Origin of the sequence: Nocardioides panzhihuensis, from assembly GCF_013408335.1 — a bacterium.
Classification (GTDB): domain Bacteria; phylum Actinomycetota; class Actinomycetes; order Propionibacteriales; family Nocardioidaceae; genus Nocardioides; species Nocardioides panzhihuensis.
The window spans coordinates 5,047,501-5,072,662 of record NZ_JACBZR010000001.1; the positions used below are offsets into that span (position 1 = coordinate 5,047,501).

The 25,162-nt window shown below is 68.1% G+C and carries 30 protein-coding genes and 1 rRNA gene (1 of these 31 cut by a window edge); 12 read left to right on the plus strand and 19 right to left on the minus strand.

From position 1 onward, the window contains the following. Positions 1-157, minus strand: a 16S ribosomal RNA gene (locus tag BJ988_RS23915) (it extends 1,358 nt beyond the left edge of the window). A gap of 905 nt (positions 158-1,062) precedes the next feature. Further along, positions 1,063-1,575, minus strand: a complete 513-nt coding sequence (locus BJ988_RS23920) for a GNAT family N-acetyltransferase (protein WP_179660358.1) — start codon at positions 1,573-1,575, stop codon at positions 1,063-1,065. A gap of 121 nt (positions 1,576-1,696) precedes the next feature. Between BJ988_RS23920 and BJ988_RS23925 the strand changes: the two genes are divergently transcribed. Together BJ988_RS23925 and BJ988_RS23930 are read left to right on the plus strand one after the other, a co-directional pair. Continuing rightward, complete coding sequence (locus BJ988_RS23925) at positions 1,697-3,274, plus strand: flavin monoamine oxidase family protein (RefSeq protein WP_179660359.1); 1,578 nt, start codon at positions 1,697-1,699, stop codon at positions 3,272-3,274. Further along, entirely contained in the window at positions 3,271-3,945 is a 675-nt protein-coding gene (locus BJ988_RS23930) for a Rid family hydrolase (protein WP_179660360.1), read from the plus strand. Before BJ988_RS23925 ends, BJ988_RS23930 begins: the two co-directional genes overlap by 4 nt. A 72-nt stretch (positions 3,946-4,017) precedes the next feature. Here BJ988_RS23930 and BJ988_RS23935 read toward each other — a convergent pair whose 3' ends face one another. Both BJ988_RS23935 and BJ988_RS23940 read right to left on the minus strand, forming a co-directional pair. Further along, the gene (locus BJ988_RS23935; RefSeq protein ID WP_179660361.1) at positions 4,018-4,236 is read right to left on the minus strand and encodes a hypothetical protein; all 219 of its coding nucleotides are present in this window, start codon (positions 4,234-4,236) and stop codon (positions 4,018-4,020) included. Between the two features lie 72 nt (positions 4,237-4,308). Beyond that, entirely contained in the window at positions 4,309-5,721 is a 1,413-nt protein-coding gene (locus BJ988_RS23940) for a flavin-containing monooxygenase (protein ID WP_218861085.1), read from the minus strand. Between the two features lie 138 nt (positions 5,722-5,859). Between BJ988_RS23940 and BJ988_RS23945 the strand changes: the two genes are divergently transcribed. Beyond that, positions 5,860-6,063: a (2Fe-2S)-binding protein gene (locus tag BJ988_RS23945; RefSeq protein ID WP_179660362.1), complete on the plus strand. Its 204-nt coding sequence runs from the start codon at positions 5,860-5,862 to the stop codon at positions 6,061-6,063. An 89-nt stretch (positions 6,064-6,152) separates the two neighbouring features. Further along, complete coding sequence (bfr, locus tag BJ988_RS23950; protein WP_179660363.1) at positions 6,153-6,641, plus strand: bacterioferritin; 489 nt, start codon at positions 6,153-6,155, stop codon at positions 6,639-6,641. 37 nt (positions 6,642-6,678) lie between these two features. Here bfr and glpK (BJ988_RS23955) read toward each other — a convergent pair whose 3' ends face one another. Both glpK (BJ988_RS23955) and BJ988_RS23960 read right to left on the minus strand, forming a co-directional pair. Continuing rightward, positions 6,679-8,196: a glycerol kinase GlpK gene (gene glpK, locus BJ988_RS23955; RefSeq protein ID WP_179660364.1), complete on the minus strand. Its 1,518-nt coding sequence runs from the start codon at positions 8,194-8,196 to the stop codon at positions 6,679-6,681. 37 nt (positions 8,197-8,233) lie between these two features. Next, entirely contained in the window at positions 8,234-9,118 is an 885-nt protein-coding gene (locus tag BJ988_RS23960; protein ID WP_179660365.1) for an MIP/aquaporin family protein, read from the minus strand. Between the two features lie 178 nt (positions 9,119-9,296). On the opposite strand from BJ988_RS23960, the gene BJ988_RS23965 reads away from it, so the two are divergent. After that, positions 9,297-10,067: an IclR family transcriptional regulator gene (locus BJ988_RS23965; protein WP_179660366.1), complete on the plus strand. Its 771-nt coding sequence runs from the start codon at positions 9,297-9,299 to the stop codon at positions 10,065-10,067. 156 nt (positions 10,068-10,223) lie between these two features. After that, complete coding sequence (glpK, locus tag BJ988_RS23970) at positions 10,224-11,726, plus strand: glycerol kinase GlpK (RefSeq protein WP_179660367.1); 1,503 nt, start codon at positions 10,224-10,226, stop codon at positions 11,724-11,726. Here glpK (BJ988_RS23970) and BJ988_RS23975 read toward each other — a convergent pair. Genes BJ988_RS23975 through BJ988_RS23985 form a run of 3 tightly spaced genes read right to left on the minus strand, consistent with a single transcriptional unit; the run spans position 11,723 to position 13,662 of the window. Next, on the minus strand, positions 11,723-12,070 hold the full coding sequence (locus tag BJ988_RS23975; protein ID WP_343051766.1) for an ArsR/SmtB family transcription factor: 348 nt from the start codon (positions 12,068-12,070) through the stop codon (positions 11,723-11,725). The two genes, glpK (BJ988_RS23970) and BJ988_RS23975, sit on opposite strands and share 4 nt — an antisense overlap. Further along, on the minus strand, positions 12,067-12,546 hold the full coding sequence (locus BJ988_RS23980) for an SRPBCC family protein (RefSeq protein ID WP_179660368.1): 480 nt from the start codon (positions 12,544-12,546) through the stop codon (positions 12,067-12,069). The genes BJ988_RS23975 and BJ988_RS23980 overlap by 4 nt, the downstream gene beginning before the upstream one ends. 30 nt (positions 12,547-12,576) lie before the next feature. After that, complete coding sequence (locus tag BJ988_RS23985) at positions 12,577-13,662, minus strand: TDT family transporter (protein WP_179660369.1); 1,086 nt, start codon at positions 13,660-13,662, stop codon at positions 12,577-12,579. Positions 13,663-13,738: 76 nt separating this feature from the next. Between BJ988_RS23985 and BJ988_RS23990 the strand changes: the two genes are divergently transcribed. Further along, positions 13,739-14,626 carry a LysR family transcriptional regulator gene (locus BJ988_RS23990; RefSeq protein WP_218861087.1) on the plus strand — a complete coding sequence of 296 codons (888 nt, stop codon included), beginning with the start codon at positions 13,739-13,741 and terminating at the stop codon, positions 14,624-14,626. A gap of 60 nt (positions 14,627-14,686) precedes the next feature. On the opposite strand, the gene BJ988_RS23995 is transcribed toward BJ988_RS23990, so the two are convergent. Next, positions 14,687-15,154, minus strand: a complete 468-nt coding sequence (locus tag BJ988_RS23995) for a winged helix-turn-helix transcriptional regulator (RefSeq protein ID WP_179660371.1) — start codon at positions 15,152-15,154, stop codon at positions 14,687-14,689. A gap of 89 nt (positions 15,155-15,243) precedes the next feature. Here BJ988_RS23995 and BJ988_RS24000 point away from each other — a divergent pair, with 89 nt between their 5' ends. Further along, a complete protein-coding gene (locus BJ988_RS24000; RefSeq protein ID WP_179660372.1) occupies positions 15,244-15,789 on the plus strand; it encodes a pyridoxamine 5'-phosphate oxidase family protein in 546 nt (181 codons plus the stop codon). A 46-nt stretch (positions 15,790-15,835) separates the two neighbouring features. Here BJ988_RS24000 and BJ988_RS24005 read toward each other — a convergent pair whose 3' ends face one another. The 4 genes from BJ988_RS24005 to BJ988_RS24020 form a co-directional block, all read right to left on the minus strand. Continuing rightward, positions 15,836-16,609, minus strand: a complete 774-nt coding sequence (locus tag BJ988_RS24005) for a MerR family transcriptional regulator (protein WP_179660373.1) — start codon at positions 16,607-16,609, stop codon at positions 15,836-15,838. A 66-nt stretch (positions 16,610-16,675) separates the two neighbouring features. After that, positions 16,676-17,452, minus strand: coding sequence for an ABC transporter permease (locus tag BJ988_RS24010; protein WP_179660374.1), 777 nt, complete (start codon positions 17,450-17,452; stop codon positions 16,676-16,678). Then, positions 17,452-18,261 carry an ABC transporter ATP-binding protein gene (locus BJ988_RS24015; protein ID WP_179660375.1) on the minus strand — a complete coding sequence of 270 codons (810 nt, stop codon included), beginning with the start codon at positions 18,259-18,261 and terminating at the stop codon, positions 17,452-17,454. The genes BJ988_RS24010 and BJ988_RS24015 overlap by 1 nt, the downstream gene beginning before the upstream one ends. 137 nt (positions 18,262-18,398) lie before the next feature. Further along, complete coding sequence (locus BJ988_RS24020) at positions 18,399-18,788, minus strand: DUF1801 domain-containing protein (RefSeq protein ID WP_179660376.1); 390 nt, start codon at positions 18,786-18,788, stop codon at positions 18,399-18,401. A gap of 104 nt (positions 18,789-18,892) precedes the next feature. On the opposite strand from BJ988_RS24020, the gene BJ988_RS24025 reads away from it, so the two are divergent. Then, positions 18,893-19,354 carry a MerR family transcriptional regulator gene (locus BJ988_RS24025; protein ID WP_179660377.1) on the plus strand — a complete coding sequence of 154 codons (462 nt, stop codon included), beginning with the start codon at positions 18,893-18,895 and terminating at the stop codon, positions 19,352-19,354. Positions 19,355-19,386: 32 nt separating this feature from the next. Then, complete coding sequence (locus BJ988_RS24030; RefSeq protein WP_179660378.1) at positions 19,387-20,433, plus strand: NAD(P)-dependent alcohol dehydrogenase; 1,047 nt, start codon at positions 19,387-19,389, stop codon at positions 20,431-20,433. A gap of 79 nt (positions 20,434-20,512) precedes the next feature. Here BJ988_RS24030 and BJ988_RS24035 read toward each other — a convergent pair whose 3' ends face one another. From BJ988_RS24035 to BJ988_RS24045, 3 genes are all read right to left on the minus strand, one after another. Beyond that, the gene (locus tag BJ988_RS24035) at positions 20,513-21,301 is read right to left on the minus strand and encodes a pentapeptide repeat-containing protein (protein WP_179660379.1); all 789 of its coding nucleotides are present in this window, start codon (positions 21,299-21,301) and stop codon (positions 20,513-20,515) included. A 133-nt stretch (positions 21,302-21,434) separates the two neighbouring features. Continuing rightward, positions 21,435-21,857 (minus strand): ArsI/CadI family heavy metal resistance metalloenzyme, encoded by a 423-nt coding sequence (locus BJ988_RS24040; RefSeq protein WP_179660380.1) that lies wholly within the window; start codon positions 21,855-21,857, stop codon positions 21,435-21,437. Positions 21,858-21,973: 116 nt separating this feature from the next. Next, the gene (locus tag BJ988_RS24045; protein ID WP_179660381.1) at positions 21,974-22,354 is read right to left on the minus strand and encodes a DoxX family protein; all 381 of its coding nucleotides are present in this window, start codon (positions 22,352-22,354) and stop codon (positions 21,974-21,976) included. 81 nt (positions 22,355-22,435) lie between these two features. Between BJ988_RS24045 and BJ988_RS24050 the strand changes: the two genes are divergently transcribed. Then, entirely contained in the window at positions 22,436-23,332 is an 897-nt protein-coding gene (locus BJ988_RS24050; RefSeq protein ID WP_179660382.1) for a sigma-70 family RNA polymerase sigma factor, read from the plus strand. Here the strand turns inward: BJ988_RS24050 and BJ988_RS24055 are convergent. Continuing rightward, positions 23,321-23,932, minus strand: coding sequence for a TetR/AcrR family transcriptional regulator (locus BJ988_RS24055; RefSeq protein ID WP_179660383.1), 612 nt, complete (start codon positions 23,930-23,932; stop codon positions 23,321-23,323). The genes BJ988_RS24050 and BJ988_RS24055 overlap by 12 nt on opposite strands. Before the next feature lie 15 nt (positions 23,933-23,947). Beyond that, on the minus strand, positions 23,948-24,619 hold the full coding sequence (locus tag BJ988_RS24060; RefSeq protein WP_179660384.1) for an enoyl-CoA hydratase-related protein: 672 nt from the start codon (positions 24,617-24,619) through the stop codon (positions 23,948-23,950). Positions 24,620-24,758: 139 nt separating this feature from the next. On the opposite strand from BJ988_RS24060, the gene BJ988_RS24065 reads away from it, so the two are divergent. Continuing rightward, the gene (locus BJ988_RS24065) at positions 24,759-25,145 is read left to right on the plus strand and encodes a pyridoxamine 5'-phosphate oxidase (protein ID WP_179660385.1); all 387 of its coding nucleotides are present in this window, start codon (positions 24,759-24,761) and stop codon (positions 25,143-25,145) included. Positions 25,146-25,162 lie beyond the last annotated feature (17 nt).

Sequence of the window (25,162 nt, forward strand, 5' to 3'; positions counted from 1 at the left end):
ACCGTTTCCGGTGGCTATCCCAGAGCCTGGGGCAGATTACTCACGTGTTACTCACCCGTTCGCCGCTCGAGTACCCCGAAGGGCCTTTCCGCTCGACTTGCATGTGTTAAGCACGCCGCCAGCGTTCGTCCTGAGCCAGGATCAAACTCTCCGTTGAAAAACAACACCAGACCATCTCACGATGTCCTGGAAAAAGAGATGCCCTGACAGGAGACACTGACATGTTCTGCCCCCCTAAGGGACCAGATTAATTGCCAGAATCAATTGTCAAAGAAACCATCAACCAACACCCTTCCGGATGCGGGTCGACGGGGCATAACAAACTAATTCGTCGACTATGACACACTGTTGAGTTCTCAAGAATCACACGCACACCGGTAGAACTTTGAGCTCTCGCTCCAGCCAGTCCGGTGACTGCTTTATTCGCTTTGTTCTTCGTGCTGAACCTTATCAGGCTCTCTTTCGCTTTCGCAATTCGGCGCCTTTCGCGCTTTCCTTGCCAGCTCCAGAAGCTTTCTTCCGGTCCTGCCTGCCAGACTTTATCAGACTCACTTTCGCTTTCCCAACTCGGCGCGTTCCGCGCTTTCCCTGGTCAAACTCCGGTGTTCCTGCCCCGACCTGGAGGACTTTATCGGATCTCGCTTTGTTGTCCAATTCAGCGCATTCACACCGTTATCGGATAACGCAATATCCACACCAACACAGCCATGACGATCTGATCGGAATCAGATCTGAGTCCTGCAGCGAATCCTGAGACTTGCTGCCAGACACCCTGGATCGAGCGATGCTCGAAGAGTGAAGGTGGTCGCTCCGGGGCCGGAAGCCCGCCCGAAGACTCGCGCTTGCTTCCCGCCGCACCCTGGCGACTCGGAGAACACTACACACACCCTGGCGCCGTTTCAAATCGCCAGAGCAACTTTTTTCGTGCGATGTTCTGGACCCCACTCTAGACCCCTAGACAAGGTGCGTGAGCCGTTTGCAGCACGCGGCAGCGCCCGCCTCTCGGTCCTCCCCGTCAGGCGGGCATGAAGCGCTCGACCGGGTTGCCGGCCGGATCGTCGATCAGCTGCCGCCGGCGGCGCCGAGCTCCTTCAGGGCGGCGCCGTCGATGCGGTGGACCTCCCACTCGTCCTGGGGAACCGAGCCGAGGGAGCGGTAGAAGGCGATCGACGGCTCGTTCCACTTGAGCACCCACCACTCGAGGCGACGCCAGTCGTTCTCGACGCAGATCTCGGCGAGGCGTACGAGGAGGGCCTTGCCGGCGCCGGCGCCGCGGCGCTCCGGGTCGACGAAGAGGTCCTCGAGCCAGATGCCGTTGCGGCCGGTCCAGGTGGAGAAGGTGACGTACCAGACCGCCATGCCGATGATCGTGCCGCTCGTTCCATCCGTTCCAGCGGTCTCCGCGATGAGACAGCGGGTGGTCGGCTTCCCGGACTCGGGGAAGAGCGCGGTGGCGAAGTCGGCCTCGGTGGCCTCCACGGCGTCGGGCTCCTTCTCGTAGACGGCCAGAGCGTGGACGAGGCGGAGGATCTCGGGTACGTCGGCGGGAGCCGCATCCCGGATGGTGACGGTCACGGTGCCGATCCTAGGGCTACTGGCCAGTTGGGAAACACGTGTTCTAGCGAGACGAAAACGCAATCGCGGTGCAACAACGGCTTCCTATGTTGCGGAGGTCCCCAACAGATTGGACCCCCACATGAGTCAGTCACGTCGGAGTTTCCTGCGCAATGTCGGCGTCGCCGGCGGCGCAGGCGTCATGTTGCACAGCATGGGCGCACTCGGGCTCACCTCGGCCCACGCCGCGGATACCCCCGGATTCACGCCTCCCAAACCGTCTGACCTCGCCCGCGTCGGCGGTAAGTCGGTCGTGATCCTCGGCGGCGGCGTCGCCGGACTCGCTGCTGCGTACGAGCTGCTCAAGGGTGGCTACAGAGTCACCGTTCTCGAGGGACGCGAGCGGCCGGGCGGTCGCAGCTTCACCGTGCGTGGCGGAGACCGGGTGACCGATCTGAACGGGGTCACGCAGGTCGCCAGGTTCTCCAAGGGTGAGTACATGAACGCGGGGCCGGGGCGACTCCCGCAGAGCCACATCACGCTGGACTACTGCAAGGAGCTGGGCGTCCCGATCGAGGCGTTCACCAACCAGAACGCCAACGCCCTGCTCTATTACCCCGGCGACCACGGCATCGGCGCGGTGCAGATGCGTCAGGCGAAGGCGGACACGTACGGCTATGTCTCGGAGCTGCTCGCGAAGGCGACGGACAAAGGCGCCCTCGACGAGGAGCTGACTGCCGACGACAAGGAATCGCTCATCTCCTTCCTGGAGAGCTTCGGCGACATCGGCTCCAAGGAGGACGGCTTCACCTACACCGGCTCCAGCCGTGCGGGCTACGCGGTCGAGCCCGGGGCCGGGCAGGAGTCCGGCACCGCGGTGGCACCCAAGTCGATGAGCGCTGTCCTCGCCGCCGGCCTGGGTCAGTACTTCTCCTTCGAGTTCGGCTACGACCAGGCGATGATGATGTTTCAGCCGGTGGGCGGCATGGACGCGATCCCGTACGCCTTCGCCAAGGCCGTCGGAGCACGGAACATCCGCTACGGGGCCGAGGTCGTCGAGTGGAACAACACCCCGATCGGCGTCTCCGTGACCTACAAGGCGCGCGGGAGGATCCAGACCGTCGACGCCGACTTCGCGATCAACTGCATGCCGCCGAACATCGCGGCCAAGGTCCCGCACAACCTGGGCGCCGACATCACCGCGAGCCTGAAGTCCTTCGGTCCCTCGAACGCCGGCAAGATCGGGATCGAGTACGACCGGCGCTGGTGGGAGGAGGACCTCCGGATCTACGGCGGCATCACCAACACCCGCCTCGATCTGCGCAACGTGTGGCACCCGTCGTACGGGTTCAACGGCGACAAGGGCACGATGATCGGCTACTACAACACCGGGACCGCGGCCGACACCTACGGTGCTCTCACTCCCGCCCGACGGCTATCGCGGGCGGTGGACATGGGCAAGCAGATCTTCGGCGACGTCTATGGCGAGGGCATCACCGCCTCCTACAGCCATGACTGGAAGACGCAGAAGTTCTCAGAGGGAGCCTGGGCGTACTCGAGGACGGCCGACACCGATCCCCTCTACACCCGGCTGTTGGACGCCACCGGCAACACCTACTTCGCCGGTGACCACCTCAGTCACGCGGTCGCCTGGCAGCACGGCGCGATCACGGCAGCTCGGGCAGCCGTCGAGAAGCTGCACGCTCGGGTGACGGCATGAGGTCGCCGCGTACGAAGGTGGTGGCTGTGGTCGGGTTGACCGCGGTCCTGGTCGCTCCGACGGCGGCGGTCGCCGGGAGCAAGTGGTCGGCCGGTTCTGATGGGCACCGCCCGCCGCGTGGCGGGGAGACGATCTCGGTGCTGCCCCCGGGACAGGACAACCCGTCGATCGCCAACGGCGTCGCGATCGGACCGGGCGCCGCGATCTACAAGACCAGCGGGCTCGGACCGTCCCGGCTCAACACCGGGGCGAGCGGCGAGCCGGCCTACATCGACACCGAGGTGTTCCCCGGCGGCGACCTGCCACCGGGGGTGACCATCACCGAGGCCCAGGGGATCAACGTGCTGCGCCGGATCGGGGAGAACCTCGCGGCGGCCGGGCTCTCCTACGAGGACGTGATCACGATGCGCGTCTTCCTGCAGAACCCCACGGGCGAGGCGAAGATGGACTTCGCGGGCTGGAACCGGGCCTACCGGCAGTTCTTCGCGAACACGTCGCTCTCGACCGGTGCGGCCGTCCCGGTGCCGCTCGGTACTGCTGAGCCGGCGGCGCCGATGGTCGTCAACCCCGCCCGCCCGTCGCGGTTCGCGCTCGAGATCGAGAACCTGCCCGTGGACGGATGGCTCGTTGAGGTGGAGGTCGACGCGGCCTATCCGGTGAAGAGGAAGTAGATCCCTTCGAGACGAGATCGCCCTCCCCGAGCAGGCTCGGGGAGGGCGATCTCTTGTCAGCTCAGACGGCGGTCAGAGCTTGGAAAGCTTGGAGAAGGGGCTGGCGATGCGCACCAACCGGGGACCGAAGTCGACAGTGACTGCGGCCGTTTCTTTGTTGACGACCCGACCCAGGCCGAAGGAGTCGTGGGAGACCAGGTCCCCACACTCGAACTGCTCAATGACCGGCTCGGGATCTGCCTTGAAAGGACTCGCGGCGAAGTGTCGCCGCCGGGGGGTTGAGGTAGTCATCCCTTCGAGTATGTGGCCTCAGACACGAATAAGGGAATGCACAGGTTGGTCACAAAGACCTATCAGATCGTTTCAGGCCGGTGTGTAGTCGTTCGTGTCGTAGCTGGCGCTGCGCCGATAGTGGGCGGAGATGCTGGGCCAGTTGGTGGTGATACGGCCGTTCTTCTCCCGATACCAGGAGGTGCACTTGCTCCAGACGCTGTCGGCCAGCCTCTCCTGGATCCGGACGTCGTACGCCTCCTCGACCTCCGCCCTGATCTCGAGCGGCCCGGCCTCGGCGATGTGGTCGGCGTACCGGCCCAGGTAGCGGGCCTGGGTCTCCAGGAAGTAGATGATCGAGCCGCCACCGGTGTTGGTGTTCGGGCCGTACATGATCAGCAGGTTGGGAAAGCCGGGGACGGTCATGCCGTGATAGGCGTGGGCGCCGTCCTTCCAGTGGGTGTGCAGGTCGCGGCCCTGGGTGCCGGCGATCGTCATCGGAGCGAGGAAGTCGGTGGCCTTGAACCCGGTGCCCCAGATGAGGACGTCGACCTCGTGGTGCCGCCCGTCAGCGGTCGTCACACCGGTCGAGGTGATCTCGGTGATGTCCTCGGTGATCACATCCACGTTGGGCTGGGCGAGGGCGGGCAGGTAGTCGTCGGCGAAGAGGATGCGTTTGCAGCCGAAGGGGTAGTCGGGCCAGATCTTCTCGAAGAGGCCGGGCTTCGCAGCGGTCTGGGCCTTCATGTGGCGCTTTGACCAGGCGCGCATGACGGCACCTAAGGGCTTGACGTGGAAGGACGTGGTGAGCCACTCGGTCTGGACCCAGATCTTCGCGCGGTTGAGGAGCTGCCGGGTCGGGTGGTCGGGGTCGGCGCGCTCGAAGTCCTTGCGCGGGACGATGTAGGGCGCCGAGCGCTGGAAGAGCAGGACCTGCGCCGCGTCCTTCCGCACCTCGGGTACGAACTGGATCGCGCTCGCGCCGGTGCCGATCACCGCGACCCGCTTGCCGTCGAGGCTGAGGTCGTGGTTCCACTCGGCGGAGTGGAAGGCCTCTCCCCGGAACGCGTCGGCGCCGGGGATGCTCGGGATCGAGGGCCGTGAGAGCTGCCCGACGGCAGGCACGAACAGGTCGAACGACTCCGTCTCCCCCGTGCTGAGGTCGAGCTGCCAGGTCTTCGCCTCGTCGTCCCAGCGGGCGGCTGTCACCTCGGTGCGGAAACGGACGTGGCGGCGTACGTCGTACTTGTCGACGACCTTGTGGATGTAGTCGAGGATCGCGGGCTGGCGGGAGAACTTGTGGGGCCAGTGCGGGTTCGGCTCGAACGAGTAGGAGTAGAGGCTGGAAGGTACGTCGCAGGCGGCTCCCGGGTAGTTGTTCTCCCGCCAGACGCCGCCGACGTCAGCGGCCTTCTCGAACACGACGATGTCGTCGTGGCCCCGCTTCTTGAGCTCGATCGTGGCGGCCAGGCCGCCGAAGCCGGTGCCGATGACTGCGATGCGCAAGAGATCCTCCGAGGGCCGGGAGCGACGGTGTGACCTGGACCATACCGGGAGAATGTGAGCCGCCGCGCCACCTGGACCGAACGGTAAGAACTGAGACGCGATCTCGTCATCTTGATTAGGGTCGGCTAACCTAAGTACATGATCGTCTGCCAGTGCCGAGTCGTCACCGACCGTGACGTCGACGCTGCGCTGGCGGACGGGGCGCGCACGGTCAGCGCGATCTGCCGCTCCACGGGCGCCGCTCAGGACTGCGGCTCGTGCATCTTCTCGGTGAAGAAGCAGGTCATCCGGCATCTCGAGCAGGAGTGCTCGCACCTCGTGGCCGACCGCGCCGCGAGCTGACGCACGCAACCGGACTCAAACTGAGTCTGTCCTCACTCCGGGGGTGCCGTGCCAGTATCGGGAAAAGATCCCGCTACCGGAGGTACGTCATGCAGCCAGTCGATCCACGCGTCGTCGCGCTCCTCAACGAGGCGCTCACGTTCGAGCTCACGGTCACCAACACGTACTTCCTGCATGCTCGAATGCTCGACAACTGGGGTCTGCCCAAGCTCGGCAAGGTCTTCTACGACCTCTCAATCGACGAGATGCGCGACGCCGACGAGCTGATCAACCGGATCCTGATGTTCGACGGCCACCCCAACGTGCAGCGGCTCAACGCGATCGAGGTCGGTGAGACCGCCGAGGAGATGCTCTCCCTCGCCCTCGCGAGCGAGCGTGCCGCGGTCGCCCAGTTCAACGCCGGCGGCGAAGAGTGCCACCAGCTCGGCGACCACGGCACCGCTGCCGTCTTCGAGGAGATGGTCCGCGACGAGGAGAAGCACGCCGACTGGTTCGAGTCCCAGCTCGACGCGATCGACCGTGTCGGCCTCCAGGCGTACCTGGCCCAGCACGTCGGGGCGGGCGAGGGCCCCGGCTGAGCCTGGACCCTCGCGCGGCTGCGCCGAACCGGCGCTCTCAGTCGACGTCCACCCAGTCGAGCGTGCGCTCGACGGCCTTGCGCCAGCCGGCGTACCCGGTCTCGCGCTGCCCCTCGCTCCAGGTCGGCGTCCAGCGCTTGGACTCGTTCCAGTTCTGGCGGAGCTCGTCGGTGTCCTTCCAGAACCCCACAGCCAAGCCGGCCGCGTAGGCGGCTCCGAGCGCGGTCGTCTCGGCGACCACCGGTCGGCTGACCTCGACACCGAGGACGTCGGCCTGGATCTGCATGCACAGCTCGTTGACGGTGACGCCGCCGTCGACCTTGAGGACCTCGAGACGTACGCCGGAGTCCTTCTCCATCGCGTCGGCGACGTCGCGGCTCTGGTAGCAGATCGACTCCAGGGTCGCGCGGGCGATGTGGCCGCTGGTGTTGAACCGGGACAGACCGACGATCACGCCACGAGCGTCCGAGCGCCAGTAGGGAGCGAAGAGACCGGAGAAGGCGGGGACGAAGTAGACCCCACCGTTGTCCTCGACCTCCTTCGCCAGGGTCTCCGACTGGGCGGCGTTGCTGATCACCCTGAGCTGGTCGCGCAGCCACTGCACCGCGGAGCCGGTGACGGCGATCGAGCCCTCCAGTGCGTACGTCGGGGGCTGGTCGCCGAACTGGTAGCAGACCGTGGTGAGGAGGCCGTTCTCGGAGCGTACGAGCTCCTGGCCGGTGTTGAGGAGGAGGAAGTTGCCGGTGCCGTAGGTGTTCTTGGCCTCGCCGGCGTCCAGGCAGACCTGGCCGACCATCGCGGCCTGCTGGTCGCCGAGGATGCCGGTGATCGGAACCTCGCCCTTGAGGGGGCCGTTCGCGACCGTGGTGCCGTAGGCCTTGGGCTCAGAGGACGGCCTGATCTCGGGGAGCATCTGGCGCGGGATGTCGAAGAAGCCGAGCAGCTCGTCGTCCCAGTCGAGGGTCTCGAGGTTCATCAGCATGGTGCGGCTGGCGTTGGTGACGTCGGTGACATGGACGCCGCCGTTGGGGCCACCGGTCAGGTTCCAGACGATCCAGCTGTCGGTGGTGCCGAAGATGGCGTCGCCGCGCTCCGCCGCCTCGCGGACGCCGTCGACGTTCTCCAGGATCCACTGGATCTTGCCGCCGGCGAAGTAGGTGGCCGGCGGGAGGCCGGCCTTGCGCCGGATGATGTCGCCGCGCTCGTCCCTGTCCAGGGCCGAGGCGATCCGGTCGGTGCGGGTGTCCTGCCAGACGATGGCGTTGTAGTAGGGGCGGCCCGTGCGCTTGTTCCACACGACGGTGGTCTCGCGCTGGTTGGTGATGCCGAGCGCGGCGATGTCCTTGTCGGTCAGACCCTTGCGGCCCAGCGCGGTCTGGATCACCGAGCTGGTGCGCTCCCAGATCTCCACCGGGTTGTGCTCCACCCAGCCCGCCTTGGGCATGATCTGTTCGTGCTCGAGCTGGTGGCGGGCCACCTCGTTGCCGCCGTGGTCGAAGATCATGCAGCGGGTGCTGGTGGTGCCTTGGTCGACGGCTGCGACGTAGTCGGGCATGTCGTCGGTCCTCTCTGTTCTCTGTAGGTCTTCTCGGTCAGGCGGTCTTGCGCTCGGGCTCCAGGGCTTCCTCGTCTGCTTCCCCGGGGATCGTTCCTACCTCGTCAGCCTCCTCCAGCGCGGGAAGGAAACGCGAGATCAGCACCTTGTAGGCACCGGCTCCGACGAGCGCGCCGAGCAGCGGACCGATGATCGGGATCCAGAAGTAGACGTCTCCGGCAGCGGTCACCCATGCCCCCTCGTAGCCGGTGAGGAAGGAAGCCAGCCGCGGCCCGAAGTCACGGGCAGGGTTGATGGCGTAACCGGCGTTGGTGCCCCAGGCCATGCCGATCCCGACGATCACGAACGCGATCGCGACCGGTGCGAACCAGGCGATCGGCGCGGAGTTCTTGGCATCGGTGATCGCCATGATCAGGAACAGCAGGATCGCGGTGCCGATCATCTGGTCGGCGAAGGCGGTGGTCAGGCTGATGCCCAGCGCCGCGTCGCCGTTGCCCGGAAGCGTGGAGAAGATGCCCTGAGTGGCGTGGGTGTGGCCGGGGTCGACGCTGGCGATCGCGTCGCCGTAGGCCGCTCGTACGATGAGGGCGGCGACGAAGGCACCGAGGACCTGGGCGATGCTGTAGGGCAGCACCTTGCGCCACTCGAAGTCGCTGAAGACGGCAAGCGCGAGACTGACGGCCGGGTTGAGGTGGGCGCCGCTGATCCGTCCCGCGGTGTAGATGCCCAGCATCACCCCGATCCCCCAGGCCCAGGCGATCGAGTCGTGATCGCCCAGCCCGCCGTCGCCGGTCACGACCTGCGCGACCACTCCGACTCCGAACAGGATCAGGATCATCGTCCCGGCGAACTCGGCGCTGAGCTCTCCGATGAGCGTTCGACGTGCCGGTGAGGCGCCGCCCGAGGCGGTTGGTTCTGTCATGCGCTGCTCCTGCCGTGTGGGGTCTGGCGGACTCCAGCACGGTAGGGACGAGTGACACAGGTCACAACGGAGGCCGTTCGGCATCGTCGAACGCTGGCTGTCTCGCGGGGTGGCACCGGCAGCCCCTGGACCGCCGAACCTCCGTTGGGTGATGTGCTCGGCCCCTACGCTTTTCCCGATGTCTCGGACCGTGCAATCAGTCGAGCGGGCGGCTGCGCTGCTGCGCGCGCTCTCCGCCGCCAGCGAGCCGATGGCTCTCGGGGAGCTGGCGGTCGCCGTGGGGCTGGCCAAGCCGACGGCCCATGGGTTGCTGCGTACGTTGGCGGGGGCCGGCTTCGTCGACCAGGAGCCGGTCACCGGGCGCTACCTGGTGGGGTCGGGGCTGCTCCGTCTCGGATCCGTGACCCTGGATCTCAACGAGCTGCGCTCGGAGACGCTCAACTGGGTGGACACGCTGGCGGCTCGGACGGGCGAGGAGGCGCGGATCGCGGCCTACCGCGACGGCTCGGCGGTGGTGGCACACCACGTCTTCCGGGCAGGGCCGGGCGCGCAGGTGATGGACACCGGGAGGGCGCTTCCGCTGCATGCCACCGCGCTCGGGAAGGTGCTGGTCGCGTTCGATCCGGGCGCGGCCCGCAGCGTCGTCGGTCGGCGGCTGGACCGGTTGACCTTCCGGACGATCACCGATCGCTCGGCGCTTCTCCGAGCGCTGGCGGACGCACGCGACACCGGGTGGGCCTCGGCCGTCTCCGAGGCGCGCCCCGAGCTGGCGGGGATCGCGGCGCCGGTTCGCGACCGGGGTGGGTACGTGGTGGCCGCGGTGGGCATCGCCGGACCGGTGCTGCGGCTGTGCGACTCACATGGGCGGCCGCGCTCGGATCTCGTCGAACAGGTCGTCGGTGTCTCCCGGTCGATCTCGCGGGCGCTCGGTCACGGCCGGGCCGCATGAGCGAGCGTCAGCGAGCGACCATGGGCCTCAGGCCGACGACTCCGTATTCTCTGCTCTGCCCTACGGAGCCGGCGGCATGAGCGAGCGTCAGCGAGCGACCATGGGCCTCAGGCCGACGGCTCCGTATTCTCTGCTCTGCCCTACGGAGCCGGCGGCATGAACCTTCCTCGCTATGTGGCCGCGCTGGACCAGGGGACGACCTCGACCAGATGCATGCTCTTCGACCGCGAGGGCCGGATGGTCTCGCTGGCACAGCGGGAGCACCATCAGCACTATCCGCGCGCGGGCTGGGTCGAGCACGACCCCATGGAGATCTGGGACATCGTCTGCCGGGTCGTGCCGGAGGCGCTCGCGGACGCCGGGGCGTCTGCCTCTCAGGTCGTCGGGCTCGGGATCACCAACCAGCGTGAGACGACGCTGGTGTGGGACCGGCACACCGGCCGGCCGGTCCACAACGCGATCGTGTGGCAGGACACGAGGTCGTCCGCGGTGCTGCCCGCTGTCGCCGCCGACATGCCGGAGGCGGAGATCCAGGCTCGGTGCGGGCTGCCGCTGGTGACGTACTTCTCCGGGCCGAAGGTGCGCTGGCTGCTCGACTCGTCTCCCTCCTTGCGGGAGCGGGCGGAGCGCGGGGAGCTCCTTTTCGGGACGATGGACTCGTGGCTGGTCTGGAACCTGACCGGCGGCGTTGCCGGCGGGATGCACGTCACCGACGTGACCAACGCCAGCCGCACGATGCTGATGAACCTCAGCACGCTCGACTGGGATCCGGAGCTGCTGGCGGCCATGCGGGTCCCGCGGTCGATGCTGCCCGAGATCCGGCCGACGGTCTCCTCGTTCGGCACCACCGTCGCGCCGATCCCCGGGATCCCGGTGACGGCGGTGATCGGTGATCAGCAGGCCGCGCTGTTCGGGCAGGCGGGGTTCGACCGCGGCGACGCGAAGTGCACCTTCGGGACGGGCGGGTTCCTGCTCCTCAACACCGGTTCCACCCCGGTGCGCTCGCAGCACGGGCTGATCACGACGGTCGCGCATGCGATGGAGGGCGAGCCGGTGGCGTACGCCCTGGAGGGATCGATCGCGGTCGCCGGAGCGCTCGTGCAGTGGTTCCGCGACGGCCTCGGGCTGATCCGCTCGGCCGCCGAGGTCGAGACCCAGGCGCTGACGGTGACCGACAACGGTGGTTGCTACATCGTCCCGGCGTTCACCGGGCTGTACGCACCGCACTGGGAGCCCGATGCGCGCGGCGTGATCGTCGGGCTGACGTCGTACGTCACCAAGGCTCACCTGTGTCGCGCCGTCCTCGAGGCCACCGCCTGGCAGACCCGCGAGGTCATCGACGCGATGAACGCCGACTCCTCGGTGCCGCTGACCCGGTTGGCGGTCGACGGCGGGATGACCGCCGACAACCTCCTCATGCAGACCATCGCCGACTTCCTCGACATCCCCGTCGTGCGGCCGATGGTCGCCGAGACGGTCTCCCGTGGAGCCGCCTACGCGGCCGGCCTCGGTGCCGGCTACTGGCCCGACCGGCAGGTCCTGCGGCGGCACTGGCGACGGGCGGCCGAGTGGCGGCCTGCGATGTCGGCCGCCGCGCGGGAGGCGGAGCTCGCTCGGTGGCGGCGGGCGGTCGAGCTCGCGATCGGGTGGGGTGCCTAGGTTCGGCTGTCGGAGCCTCCCTTGTCCGGGGATTCGGCGAGGGTCTTGAGAGCGCGGAGTCTGGCGTCCCAGGCGTTGCCGATGCGGTCGAGCTCGTGCGCGAGGGCATTGAGACGGGAGCCGAGGGCGGCATAGACGACCTCGCGGCCGCGGCGCTCGGCGGTGACGAGGCCGGCTTCGGAGAGTACGTCGAGGTGCTTGACGATCGCCTGGCGGCTGACCGGGAGCACCCGAGCCAGGGCGGAGGCGGACATCGCCTCCTGCCCCAGCCGGGTGAGGATGTCCCAGCGAGTCTGGTCGCCGAGCGCCGCGCACATCTCGGGGAGGGTCGGCGTCGTGCTCACGCACGCGCCTCGGCGTACGCCTTGGCCGCCTCGAGCTCCACGGCCCAGCCGTTGTCGTTCCCCTCGCGCTCCTTGAGCCAGATCGCGGGGTCCTCGGACAGGGCGGAGAAACCGCTCTCCAAGACCTTGAGGGTCACCCCGCCGGCCGGCTTCTCCTCGATCCAGAACTCCACCGAGGTGCCCTCCGTGACGCCGCGGGAAGGGGTGCCGAGCCAGCGGAAGGCGGCGTAGCGCGGCTCGTCGAGCTCGATCGTCCGGAACCGGAACTCGCCCATCGTCGGGTGGGTGACCACGGCGATCTCGGTGCCGTCATCGGCGGTCTCGACGCGGGTGTCGGGATCGTCGAGGACGGCGCCGTCGTTGACGTACCACCCCGGGCGGGTGATCAGGGACCAGACCTTCTCGGCGCTGGCGTCGATGTCGATCTGCCGGCTGATGCTGTCGAGCTCGGCGAGCTCTTCGGTGGTGTGAACCATGGGTCCTCCTCGGATAGCGAAAGTGCAACTTCAGTGTTGCATTTCCGGCATCAACTTGCAACCATCCGATTGCAGAACTGGCGGGGCGTGGACGAACAGCCGGACCGTTCCGTACGCAGCGGCGAGCCAGCCTGCCAACAGACCGAGCGTCGCGATCCCGGCACCGACCTCGAAGAGCGCCAGGCCGGTCGCGGCGGCGAGGGCGCTGGTGCCCGTGGCCACGGTCCCGATCGGGAACGTGAACGACCACCAGGTCGGAGCCACCGGCAGACCCTCGCGGATCTGACGCACGGTCAGTGCGAGCGCCAGGACGGTCCACAGGACCGTGAAGCCCCACACCGGCACGCCGTAGAGCACCGCGAGCATGCTGAGCGCGTGGCCGTAGTCGGGGACGACCGAGGGCGCGAGCGCACCGAGGTGGTGGACGGCCGTGGTGGACTGCCCCAGGAAGCCGAGCACTATCCATACGGTGGGCAACGCCGCCGGCGCGAGGGGGCCGTGGCGGACGAGGCGCTGCCAGAGCTGGTTGAGCACGAGGAGGCCGGCGATGACGGTCAGGCCGAAGAAGGCGTAGCAGAGGACCAGGAGCGTCTCGCGGGGCTGCCCGGCCGGGAGGTATGGCACCAGCGCGGCACCGGTTGTCGCCGAGACCATCGGTGGCACGACCGGCATCAACCAGCCACCGGTGGCGCTGTCGTCGGCGACCGCGTGGCGGGTGATCGCCCGGTAGGGCACGGCGACCGCAGTCCAGAGGCCGAGGAGCGTGCCAACGGTCCACAGCACCGAACCGAGCGCAACTGCCGCCGCGGGACCGAGGATCCGTTCGCCGACACCGACCGCGCCCGCGCCGACGGTCATCAGCGCCATGGCCGGGGCTCCGTAGAAGTGGGACATCACCGGGTCGTCGTAGTGGTGGCGAAGCAGCGAGCGCTCCTGCCGGATGCTGAGCAGCATCACCGTCACCGTGACCGCCAGGAGAAGGCCCGCCGCCAGCCAGAACGCCAGCGCGACCGGCATCGCTCCCGACAGGCGGAAGGGAAGACCAGGAATGACGACGGCGACGATGCCGGTGCCCATGGTGGCGGCGTACCAGTTGGGACCGTATGGAAGCCTCATACATCCATGCTCGGCGGCTGCGTGAGACGCCGGTAGAGCCCGTGCAACTGTGGATCCACAGGGATACCCTGTGACCATGCTCCCTGACATCCCGTCGCTGCGCCTGCTCGCCGACGTCTCCCGGCTGGGCAGCATCGGCGCCGCGGGTCGCGCCGTGGGCATCTCGCAGCAGTCGGCCTCGGAGCGGCTGCAGGCGATGGAGACCCAGGTCGGTCTGGTGCTCGTGCAGCGGGCTCATCGCGGGTCGGCGCTGACCCAGGCGGGGAAACTGTTGGTCGAATGGTCCGCCGACCTGCTCGAACGCGCCGACGAGATCGAGAACGCCCTGCAGACGCTGCGCCGGGGCCGATCCGACGAGCTGCACGTGCATGCCTCGATGACGACCGCGGAGTACCTGCTCCCCCGCTGGCTCGTGCGGCTGCGGCAGCAGCGACGGGTCGCGGTGAGCCTTCGGGCCGCGAACTCCGAGGACGTCGTCGCCGCGGTGCGTCAGGGAGACGCGGACCTGGGATTCGTGGAGGGCCCGATCGACACCGACGGACTCTCCACCGCAGGGGTAGGGGTCGACGACCTCGTGCTGGTCGCGGCGCCCGATGATCGCTGGTCCCGTCGCCGCGCCGGGATCAGCCCGCAGGAGCTCGCGACCCGTCCACTGACGTGCCGCGAGCACGGATCCGGTACGCGCGCGGTCGTGGAGTCCGCGCTGGCAGCCGCGGGTGGGCGACTGGCAGATCCCGAGGTGGAGTTCGCGACGAACGCCACGATCCTCGCCTCCGTACGTGCCGGCGGGTCGCCGGCGTTCGTGTCGAGCCGGGCGGCCCAGGCCGACATCGACCTGGGCACCCTCGTCCGTGTGCCCGTGGCAGAGCTGGACCTGTCCCGCGAGTTCCGGGCCGTATGGGTCGGCGGCGCGCGCCCACCCGCCGGCCCCGTACGCGATCTCCTCGGGATCGCCGGCGCCTGAGCACGGACCGACGCTTGTCGGCCAGAGCCGTCAGAAGCTGTCGGGAGCTGGCGGGAGCTGTCAGCTGCCCTCCCCCACGCCGGCCCCAGGCCCCGGGAGGATCTCGATCTCGGAGGCGTCCATCTCCTCGCCACACTCGGAGCAGTGCACCGCCGCGTGGCAGAGCTCACCGCAGCCTCGGTGGCGATGGAGCACCGGCGGACCGTCCTCGCCCGCGAGCCACCGATCACCCCAACGCCGCATGACCAGGAGTACGTCGCACAGCTCGACCCCCTTCTGGAGCAGTGCGTACTCGTAGCGTGGGGGACGCTCGGAGTACTGCCGCCGCTCGAGTACACCATTCTCGACCAGCCAGGCGAGCCGTTGCGTCAACACCTTGCTGGAGATGCCCAGGTCGGTCCGGATCTGCTCGAACCGGGTCATCCCGACCAAGATGTCGCGCAGGATCAACGGCGTCCACGGCTCTCCGAAGACGTCGAGCGTACGCGCGATCGAGCAGTTCATCTCGGCGAAGTTCGTGCGTTGCATGGTGCCAGGCTAATCGCATCCCTTCCTTGAGGGAAGTGAGTGTGTTAGCGTCTCGAGCCTAGTCAGTTCCCTGAAGAGATGGAGCAGCCATGTCAGAGACCGCCCCGACCCGGGCCGCGAACATCACCGAGACCTGGGACGACAACGCGCTGACGCGAGGCGAGCCCACGAACGTGATCCCGTGGGAGGACGTACGCGATCGCGTCGCCGACGCCGGTGACTTCTGGGCGACGACGGTGCGGGCGACCGGCGCACCGCATGTCCGCCCGGTCTTCGCGGTGTGGGTCGACGGGCTGCTGGTGTCGACCACCAACGGCACCCGAGCCAAGGCGCGCAACCTGGAGTCCAACCCGTTCATGTCCTTCTCGACACGGGCCGACGGCATCGACGTGATCATCGAGGGTCGCGCGGCCTTCGTGACCGACGACGGGCTGCTGGGTCGGATCGCCGAGGCGTACGGGACCAAGTACGGCTGGCCGCTGACACTCCGTGATGACAAGGCGTACGACGCGCCCTTCGCCGCCCCGGCCGCCGGTCCGCCTCCGTTCCGGCCGTACGCCGTGACACCTGAGGTCGTCTACGCGATGGGCGTCACCGACGAGCTCGCACCGAAGACCACGAAGTACGTCTTCTGACGCTCGGTCGAGGCCTGGTCCTGCTGCTCAGGCTCCGTACGAGCCTCTACTTCTCGATCCGCTCGAGCTGGGTCCAGCCGGTCCAGCCCCGCTTCTCGACCAGACGCATGAGGTCGCGGGCGACGGGGATCTGCTCGACGAACATCGAGTCGAGCAGGGCGACGAGCTCAGGCGGCATGGCCTGGTCGGCTTCGGCGAAGGCCTTCCAGTCTTCGGGCGAGACTGCTTCGACCTGGGAGACGATCCGGTCGGCGATGGACTCCAGGCGGGGGTCGCCGGGCTTCCAGTCGAGCATCGCCACCAGCTCCCGGTAGGTCTCGACGACGTCCGGGTCGTCCAGCTGGCCGACCTTGCTGCGCATGAACGCTTCCATGCTCTGCGGCTGCTGGGCGGCGACGAGGATCCAGGCGTCGCGCTCGCCCTCGATCATCCGCTCGGGAATGCCGAGCTCGCGCATCCGCTCCAGGTAGGCGACCGCCTCAGGCGGGAGGGCGAGCCCGTCGCCGTGGACGAGGCGGGCGATCCGCTCGCGGTGACCCTGAAGCTCGCGGATCTCGAGCCGGAGGCGCTTGTCGATCTCGGCGACCGCCAACTTGAAATCGTCGTCGCCGGCGTCCAGCAGCTCCTTGACACGGGAGAGCGGGACGCCGGCGTCGGCGAGAATGCGGATCTTGATCAGGTCCACGACGGCGGCGGCGTCGTAGCTGCGGTAGCCGGAGTGGTCACGTTCGGGCTCCAGCAGCAAGCCTTTGGCGTGATAATGACGCACTGCCCGGACGGTGACTCCGGCGGCGGCTGCCACCTGGCTGATCGTGAGCATTGCCGAATAGTGGCAACGAACCGCATCGCTGTCATCGCTTTTGAATTTCGTGCTGCTGCCGGTCCGTCAGGCGAACTTGCGGCGGTAGGCAGCGGTGGCCAGGACGTACGCGACGATCAGGATGCCGACGCACCAGGCCAGCGCGATCCACAGCTCGTTGCCCGGGTCCTGGCCGGCGAAGATCGCCCGGATGGTGTCGACGATCGAGGTGACCGGCTGGTGCTCGGCGAAGGCCTGCACCGGGCCGGGCATGGTGTCGGTCGGGACGAACGCCGAACTGAGGAAGGGCAGGAAGATCAGCGGGTACGAGAACGCGCTGGCTCCCTCGACCGTGCCGGCCGTCAGCCCTGGAATCACCGCGAGCCAGGTCAGCGCGAGGGTGAACAGGGCCAGGATGCCGATGACCGCGAGCCAGTCGAGCACGCTCGCGCCGGTGCGGAAGCCCATCAGCAGGGCGACGAGCACCACCACGACCAGCGAGATCATGTTCGCGACGACCGAGGTCAGCACGTGACCCCACAAGACCGCGGACCTGGCGATCGGCATCGACTGGAACCGGTCGAACATACCGCCGTTCTTGTCCTGGAAGAGACGGTACGCGGTGTAGGCGATGCCCGAGGCGATGGTGATCAACAGGATGCCGGGTAGCTGATAGCTGACGTAGCTCTCGTGGGAGCCGGTGTCGATCGCGCCGCCGAAGACGTACACGAACATGAGCATCATGGCGACCGGTGTGATCGCGGTGGTGACGATGGTGTCGGGGCTGCGGCCGATGTGTCGCAGGGAGCGGGCGGTCAGGATGGCGGTGTCGCCGAAGAATCGGCCAGAAGCTCGGGTAGTCATCATGACTCCTTCACGGTGGTGGTGGCGCCGGCGGGGGTGGTGCCGGCGGGGGTGGCGGTCTTGCTGGTGATGGCGAGGAAGATCTCCTCGAGGGACGGCTGCTTCTCGACGTACTCCTTCTTCGCGGGCGGGAACATCGCCTTGAGGTCGGCGAGGGTTCCGTTCGCGATGATGCGGCCCTCGTGGAGGATTCCGATCCGGTCGGCGAGCTGCTCGGCCTCTTCGAGGTACTGGGTGGTGAGCAGGACCGTCGTACCGCTGTCAGCGAGCTCCTTGACCGTCTGCCAGACCTCGAGCCGGGCCTCCGGGTCGAGGCCGGTGGTCGGCTCGTCGAGGAAGATCACCGACGGGTTGCCGATGAGACTCATCGCGATGTCGACCCGGCGGCGCATGCCACCGGAGTACGTCGCGACCTTGCGGTTGCCGGCCTCGGTGAGCGAGAACCGGGCGAGGAGCTCGTCGGCGATCGCACCCGGGTTCTTCTGACGGCGCAGCTTGGCGATCAGGATGAGGTTCTCGCGGCCGGTCAGGATCTCGTCGACCGCAGCGAACTGCCCGGTGAGGCTGATCGAGCCGCGTACGTCGTCGGTCTGTGTCTTGACGTCGAAGGCGTTGACCGTCGCCGTGCCGTCATCCGCCTTCAGGAGCGTCGTCAGGATCTTCACGGCCGTGGTCTTGCCGGCGCCGTTGGAGCCGAGGAGGGCGAAGATGCTCCCCTTCTCGACGCTCAGGTCGACGCCCTTGAGGACGTGTACGTCGCCGTAGGACTTGGTCAGTCCGGCGATCTGGATTGCTGGTGTCGGGTTCATGTCGAACAGCGTCGAGGGTTGACGCTGGGTCAAGGTCAAGCGGAAGTTTCAAACTCTTTCCGCTTGGCCTGATCGAACCCGGCAGGGGCGGGAAACGGTCGGCCTCGCCGACTGCTCCGCGAGCCTGCTAAACGCGGTCAGCCCTTCTGCAGGCGTCGCCAGCCACCGGCGCGATTGTTGGCCACGATCGCGCGCAGCAGCTCGGTCAGCGCCGGACGGTCGATCGGGTCGTCGCGGTAGATCTGGATGGCCCGCCCGGTGGCGTTGCCGTGACCCTGGTTGATGATCCCGGCGGGGTCGGGGACGGTCGGGTCGTAGAGGAACAGGTTGATGTGGTCCTTGGTGGCGAGGAGGGCACACACGTTGCCCTGCAGCACGAAGTAGGGCTGCACCGTCCGCTTGATCGTCTCCTCGATCTCGGGGTCGGCGTCGTGGATGATCTCTCGCAGCTCACGGCAGATGTCGCGCTGCCAGCCGGGCAGGCCGTCGAGATAGCTGTCGACGCCGGCGTGCGCACGAAGGGTCATGATCGCAATCTACGCCCGGCCAGCGGGTGCCCGCCAAGACAAATGCACAAGTCGACAAATCATCTCTTTGACTTCAAGTACTTGAAGTTCTTAGCGTCATTGGTGTGACTGCAACGACGAGCTCTCGGACGTATTCGATCCGTGAGGTGGCGACGCTGACCGGCTTGCCGGCCAGCACCTTGCGCTACTACGAGACGATCGGACTGATCCAGCCGGTCAGTCGCGGCGCCAGCAGCGGCCATCGGGTCTACGACGAGACCGACCTGGACCAGCTGACCGGCGTCGCCTGCCTGGCCGCGATCGGGCTGTCGATCGATGACATGCGAGCGTACGTCGCCAACAGCCGTCTCGGCAGCGATGGGGCGAACGAGCAGATCGACATGCTCTCCGACCACGCGGCGCGCCTCGCCAGGGAGGCCGAGCACCTCGAGCTGCGGCGGACCTACGTCGGCCTCAAGACCGACTACTGGCGCGCCATGGCGGCAGGCGATCAGGCACGCGCCGAGGAGATCGGCGCGCAGGCACACACACTGGCCGACCGGATCCGCAGCCGCGAGAGCCAGTGACCCACCGCTCACCCCGAACCAGGAGAACATCCATGCGCGTCAACGCGTACGCAGCACCTTCCGCCGGCGAGCCGCTGGCCCCCACCACCATCGAGCGCCGCGAGGTCGGCGCCAACGACGTCCTCATCGCGATCGAGTACGCCGGCATCTGCCACTCCGACATCCACACCGTCAACGGCGACTGGGGCCCGCAGCCGTTCCCGGTCGTACCTGGCCACGAGATCGTCGGCCGCGTCACCGAGGTCGGCTCCTCCGTCACCCGCCACAAGATCGGCGACCGCGTCGGCGTCGGCTGCTTCGTGAACTCGTGCCGCGAGTGCGACAACTGCCGCAACGGCGACGAGCAGCACTGCTCGACGCCCGGCGGCGGGGTCGGGACGTACGCCGCGAAGGACCGCGACGGTTCGTTCACCCAGGGCGGTTACTCGACCCACGTGGTCGTCGACGCCCACTTCGCACTGAAGGTGCCCGAGGGCATGGACGCCGCGGCCGCGACGCCGCTGCTGTGCGCCGGCATCACGACGTACGCGCCCCTGAAGAAGTGGGGCGCCGGCCCGGGCAAGAAGGTCGCGATCGTCGGGCTCGGCGGGCTGGGCCACATGGGCGTCCAGATCGCTCACGCGATGGGCGCCGAGGTCACCGTGCTCTCGCAGTCGTTGAAGAAGCAGGAGGACGGTCTTCGTCTGGGCGCGGACCACTATTACGCGACCTCCGACCCGGCGACCTTCGAGCAGCTGGCCAGCTCGTTCGACCTGATCGTGAACACCGTCAGCGCGAAGATCGACCTCGACGCCTACCTCGGCCTGCTCGCCGTGGACGGCACGATGGTCAACGTCGGCGCACCCGCGGAGCCGCTGAGCGTCAACGTGTTCTCGCTGATCACCAACCGGCGCAACTTCGCAGGGTCGATGATCGGTGGCATCGCGCTGACCCAGGAGATGCTCGACTTCTGCGCCGAGCACGGCATCGGCTCCGAGATCGAGGTGATCTCGGCGGACCAGATCAACGAGGCGTACGCCCGAGTCCTGGCCTCTGACGTTCGCTACCGGTTCGTGATCGACACCGCCACGCTGGGCTGATCCGTCACGAGTGGGCGAGAGTGGCAGCCGGATCCGGGTCCGGGCTGCTACTTTCGCCCACTCCCGTCCGGGATCCGGCCTACGTCCAGTGCGCCGGTCGGGCGAGACCGTCGGGGAGCCGAGTGGTCACGTCGCCACGCAGGGCGTTTACCTGCGACTGGCCGAGAAAGAGGGCCTGGGAGAGATCCGCGCCCGCGGCAGCGGCGTCACGGAGATCGGCGCCGAGCAGGTCGGCATCGGTCAGGTCGGCGCCGCGCAGGTCCGCGGCCATCAGCAGCGCACCCCGTAGGTCGGCACGGCGCAGGTCCCGCCGACGCAGGTCGCGGCCGACGAGATCGGCACCGCTCAGCGCAGCGCCCGCGGGGCGGCGTACCTCCGCACTCACCTGCCGAAGCGCGTCCCCGACGACCGTACGGAGCGCGGGGACGTCGATGGCGAGCACCTGGTCGGCGGTGCCACCCGCCGCCGTGGAGACCCGTTCGGTCACCTCGGCGAGCTCGGTCGAGCTGCCACGCCACCCGGCCTCCTCGAGCAGGGCCAGCATCTCGTGCAGCTGCCGCACCACCCCGAAGACGTCGAACATGCTCTGCCGCAGATCGGGCTCCGTACGCCAGTCGGTGCCGCCGAAGGTCACCTGAGTGACCTGCTGACCGGCGCCGGCGCACTCGAAGACCGTGCACCCGGCATACCCGCGATCGCGCAGCCGGTCGTGGATCCCGCACCCGAAGTCGGTGCCGAGGTGACGGCACGGGTCGCCGGCCGCCTTGTCCTCCGGAAAATCCGCCGAGCGGCTGAAGGAGAGCGCGACGCAGCACAGGCCGGCGCAGCTGGAGCAGTCCGAGCGGTACGCGGAGTCGGGATGGGTCACGGCCCCATCCTCCCGTAGGCGCCACAGCGGTCGTCAGGCGACCGAGGCCCCGGAGTCGCCGGATACACAGATCCCGCCGGACCAGAGCCTCACGGCCTGGCCCGACGGGGGTCGCCCGGCCGGCGACCGCTGCTCAGCAGCAGCCCGCGGCCGCGGCCGCGGGCTCCGGCTCGACCGCGGTGGGGGTGTCGCTGTCGGCGAGCACGGTGTAGACCTCCCACCGCTCGCCGTTGGGGGCGTTCTCGACCCAGAACTTGTCCTGCTTGGCGTAGCAGCAGGTGGTTCCCCGCTCGTCGACCGACGCGAACCCGGCGGCGTGCAGCCGGGTCTGCTCGGCGTCGACCGTGTCGGTGTCGGCGACCTCGACGCCGAGATGGTTGATGGTGCCGCCCTGATCGGGGTTCTCGACGAGGACCAGCTTCAGGGGCGGCTCGGCGACGATGAAGTTGGCGTAGCCGGGCTTGGTCTTGGCCGGTTCGACGCCGAACAGGGTCGAGTAGAACGCGACCGACTTCTCGAGGTCGTCGACGTTGAGCGCGAGCTGGATGCGTGACATGTGATGCTCCTGAGGCCATATTGATGTCTGTCGATACGAGACTCTGCACCTTATATCGATAACTGTCAATGTTTTGCGCCGTGCTTCTCGCTGGCCCGCACCGATAGACCGCGGGTCTAGAAGGGCTGCAGGTCGAACCGGCCCCAGGCGACGAAGGCGAACAGGCTCAGGTACAGGAGATCCGGGCCGAGCAGCTTCCACTCGCTGCGCCGGAAGCGCGTGGTGGCGGCGCCGGTCGTGAACATCACCATCCCGCAGGCCGCGAGCGGCGTCAGGACCGGAGCGATGCCCAGAGCCCCTGGCAGGATCAGGCCAAGACAGCCGATGATCTTGACCGTCCCGATGAACTTGAGGTGGCCGTCGCCGAAATCGTCGATCCAGCGCTGGCTGTCTCCGAGAGCGCGGTACCGCTCCCTCGACATCAGCAACAGACTGGTGCCTCCGGCGGTGAAGGCCGCGGCAAGAAGCCCGGCGACGATCCACAGAACGATGTTCACAGTGTTCTCCTTGGGTCTTGTTACGACGGTCCGGTCGGGCTCGTCATGGGAATGACGGCCAAGGACGAGAAGAGGTAACCGATGACCGACCAGACGGATCTGAGCGAGGAGTTCGAGGCATATCGGGCCCGGCTGCTGGCGATCGCGACCCGAGTGCTCGGAAGCACGGCTGACGCCCAGGACGTCGTTCAGGAGGCATGGCTGCGGCTCGCCCGCCAGGAGCCCGGCTCCATCGAGAACCTGGGCGGGTGGCTCACGACGGTGGTCGGCAGGCTCAGCATCGATGCGATCCGGTCGCGTACGACCAAGGGCGAGGTCTCCTACGAGGAGCAGTTCCGAGACCCGATCGTCACACCGGACGACGCCGATGCGTCCCAGAGCCCCGAGGACCTCGCGATCCAGGCGGATGCACTGGGACTGGCACTCATGGTCGTGCTCGGGTCGCTCCGTCCCGAGGAGCGACTCGCCTTCGTGCTGCATGACATGTTCGCCGTGCCGTTCGGCGAGATCGGCCAGATCATCGACAAGTCGGCCGATGCCGCGAAGATGGCCGCAAGCCGCGCCCGCCGGAAGGTGCAAGGTGCCCCCAGGCCCACCAGCGGCCGGCACGAGCAGCGCCGAGTGGTGGACGCGTTCCTCGCCGCCGCCCGGGACGGCGACTTCGACGGGCTGCTGGAGGTCCTCGATCCTGATCTTCGCTGGGAACTGCACGGCAGCCGCGACGTGACGGTGACTCGAGGACGCAAGGACCTCCTCAGGGCGCTCGCACGCGGAAGGGACTCGGGGGTCACCGCCCGCCGTGTCCTCGTCGGCGGCCAGCCCGGAATTCTTGCTTGGAGCCCGTCCGGCGCCCCGTTGACCCTGATGGCCTGCACGGTCGAGAACGGTCGCATGACAAGGGTCGCCTCCCTGACGGACGGCGCCCGGCTAGAGCGCCTCGACCTGCCGCCGCGGGACCCGGAGGAGTCAGACGCCTGAGGCCGGGGGCACGGCCGTTGCGATCCCACGGACCGCGTGCTCGAGCGAGTGCGCGGCCAGGGGGTCGGCGATGCTCTCGGCCTGGAGCAGCAGCGCTCCGGGCAACGTGACCACACAGTGGCGTACGACCTCGACCGCCGCGCGGTCCCGCCGATCCCACAGCGCGGAGGCGAGGTCGACGAGGAGCGTGCCGAGCTCCTTCTGGAGGTCGATCAGCTGGGTGCGTGCCGGCTCGCCGGGGTCAGCTCCCAGCAGGTCGTCCGCGGTGACCGCGAGCAGGAGGCGAGCACCATCGGCGTTGTCCGTGGCGTACGTCGCCGGCGCGAGCGCCGCCGCGACGAGCGCCGAGGTCGCTTCGCCGTCGAGCATCGCCTCGCGCACTCGTTCCCGCTGGAAGACGAGGAAACGGCCGGCCTCCTGGGCCCAGACGCCCGCCAGCAGGCCGGCTCGGGACCTGAACGCGTGATAGACCGCACCGTTGGATGCACCTGACGCCGAGCTGAGGGCCCGGATCGTCAGGCCGTCGGCGCCCCGCTCGATCCAGAGGTTCCGGGCGTGCCCGAGGAGGTCATCGAGGTCGTGCCGGCGGGGACGTCCCATCGTCGGCTCGGCAGCTCAGGCCGGCTCGGCGTTGCCGGAGCGGAGCGCCGCGACGACGTCGGCGAACATCCTGGCCTTGATCGTGCCGAGCGTGGCACGGTCCTTGCCTGCCAGGTCACGTACGAGCCCGGCAGCGGTCTCGACCAGCTTCTCGGCCGAGGCGGAGGCGTCGACCAGACCCACGGCCTCGGCATCTCCCCCGCCGTAGCGCCGCCCGGTCGCCATCGCGTCGAGCGCGGTGCGCGGCGTCAGCTTGCTGGTGACCAGGGCGTTCATGCCCGGTGTAAAGGGGATGTGGATGTCCACCTCGGGGAAGCAGAAGTAGCCGCGGTCCTCGCGCATCACCCGGTAGTCGTGCGCCATCGCCAACATCGCGCCGGCACCGAACGCGTGCCCGTTGACTGCAGCGACCGTCGGCACGGGCAGGGTGAGGACGCGCGCGAAGAGCGCCTCGACCCGCGCGACGTAGCTGTCGTGCTGATCGAGGTTCTGCCCGAGCCATTCGAGGTCGAGTCCGTTCGAGTAGAACTTGCCGCCGCCGGTCGTGACCAGCACGGCCGGCTCGGTCGTCGACTCGATCTGGTTGAGAGCCTCCCCGACGGCCTCGAGCCAGTCGGGCGAGAAGCGGTTCTCGTCGGCGCCGAGATCGAGCGTCCAAACCGGTCCGTAGTGGGAGATGGTGACCATGGTGCTGCTCCTTTGTCTACGACCCGCTTCTAGCGGGACTGGCTGGCACCGACCGTAACAGAGCGTCGCTCTAATACTGGTCGGACGTGACGTACGCCACGGGCAGACCGCCGTCGTCGTCGGGACTATGGTGTTGAGCATGAGCATCCCGGTCGCCCTGCCTGATCTCGCTGCCACCCTCGAGCGGTTCGGCAGCGGGTTTCTGCTGACCACCGCCGGCGAGCGGATCAAGGTCGTGGTCGTGGACCCGGTCGTGGAGGGCTCGTCCCTGCGCGTCTCCGATCCCGGAGGCGGCACCCGTGCGAACCTCGCCTCCAACCCGGTGCTCACCCTCACGTACGCCCCGCTCACGCCGCGCGACCACGCGCTGATCATCGACGGGACCGGTCGTGTCGAGGGCTCCGACGTCCTCGTGACGCCGACTGGCGCCGTACTTCATCGACCGGCATCGCACGCCTCGGAGCCGGTCGCCGACGACGGCTGCGGGCACGACTGTCGGCCGGTCGACTCGTCGGGCTCGGCCTGACGCAGGACAGGGAGGTG

Coding starts and splice junctions, on each gene's coding strand:
- BJ988_RS23925 (WP_179660359.1), top strand. CDS start 1,697: ATGAGTCAGTCACGTCGGAGTTTCCTGCGCAATGTCGGCGTCGCCGGC.
- BJ988_RS23930 (WP_179660360.1), top strand. CDS start 3,271: ATGAGGTCGCCGCGTACGAAGGTGGTGGCTGTGGTCGGGTTGACCGCG.
- BJ988_RS23935 (WP_179660361.1), bottom strand. CDS start 4,236: ATGACTACCTCAACCCCCCGGCGGCGACACTTCGCCGCGAGTCCTTTC.
- BJ988_RS23945 (WP_179660362.1), top strand. CDS start 5,860: ATGATCGTCTGCCAGTGCCGAGTCGTCACCGACCGTGACGTCGACGCT.
- bfr (WP_179660363.1), top strand. CDS start 6,153: ATGCAGCCAGTCGATCCACGCGTCGTCGCGCTCCTCAACGAGGCGCTC.
- glpK (WP_179660364.1), bottom strand. CDS start 8,196: ATGCCCGACTACGTCGCAGCCGTCGACCAAGGCACCACCAGCACCCGC.
- BJ988_RS23960 (WP_179660365.1), bottom strand. CDS start 9,118: ATGACAGAACCAACCGCCTCGGGCGGCGCCTCACCGGCACGTCGAACG.
- BJ988_RS23965 (WP_179660366.1), top strand. CDS start 9,297: ATGTCTCGGACCGTGCAATCAGTCGAGCGGGCGGCTGCGCTGCTGCGC.
- glpK (WP_179660367.1), top strand. CDS start 10,224: ATGAACCTTCCTCGCTATGTGGCCGCGCTGGACCAGGGGACGACCTCG.
- BJ988_RS23980 (WP_179660368.1), bottom strand. CDS start 12,546: ATGGTTCACACCACCGAAGAGCTCGCCGAGCTCGACAGCATCAGCCGG.
- BJ988_RS23985 (WP_179660369.1), bottom strand. CDS start 13,662: ATGAGGCTTCCATACGGTCCCAACTGGTACGCCGCCACCATGGGCACC.
- BJ988_RS23990 (WP_218861087.1), top strand. CDS start 13,739: ATGCTCCCTGACATCCCGTCGCTGCGCCTGCTCGCCGACGTCTCCCGG.
- BJ988_RS23995 (WP_179660371.1), bottom strand. CDS start 15,154: ATGCAACGCACGAACTTCGCCGAGATGAACTGCTCGATCGCGCGTACG.
- BJ988_RS24000 (WP_179660372.1), top strand. CDS start 15,244: ATGTCAGAGACCGCCCCGACCCGGGCCGCGAACATCACCGAGACCTGG.
- BJ988_RS24005 (WP_179660373.1), bottom strand. CDS start 16,609: ATGCTCACGATCAGCCAGGTGGCAGCCGCCGCCGGAGTCACCGTCCGG.
- BJ988_RS24010 (WP_179660374.1), bottom strand. CDS start 17,452: ATGACTACCCGAGCTTCTGGCCGATTCTTCGGCGACACCGCCATCCTG.
- BJ988_RS24015 (WP_179660375.1), bottom strand. CDS start 18,261: ATGAACCCGACACCAGCAATCCAGATCGCCGGACTGACCAAGTCCTAC.
- BJ988_RS24020 (WP_179660376.1), bottom strand. CDS start 18,788: ATGACCCTTCGTGCGCACGCCGGCGTCGACAGCTATCTCGACGGCCTG.
- BJ988_RS24030 (WP_179660378.1), top strand. CDS start 19,387: ATGCGCGTCAACGCGTACGCAGCACCTTCCGCCGGCGAGCCGCTGGCC.
- BJ988_RS24040 (WP_179660380.1), bottom strand. CDS start 21,857: ATGTCACGCATCCAGCTCGCGCTCAACGTCGACGACCTCGAGAAGTCG.
- BJ988_RS24050 (WP_179660382.1), top strand. CDS start 22,436: ATGACCGACCAGACGGATCTGAGCGAGGAGTTCGAGGCATATCGGGCC.
- BJ988_RS24055 (WP_179660383.1), bottom strand. CDS start 23,932: ATGGGACGTCCCCGCCGGCACGACCTCGATGACCTCCTCGGGCACGCC.
- BJ988_RS24060 (WP_179660384.1), bottom strand. CDS start 24,619: ATGGTCACCATCTCCCACTACGGACCGGTTTGGACGCTCGATCTCGGC.
- BJ988_RS24065 (WP_179660385.1), top strand. CDS start 24,759: ATGAGCATCCCGGTCGCCCTGCCTGATCTCGCTGCCACCCTCGAGCGG.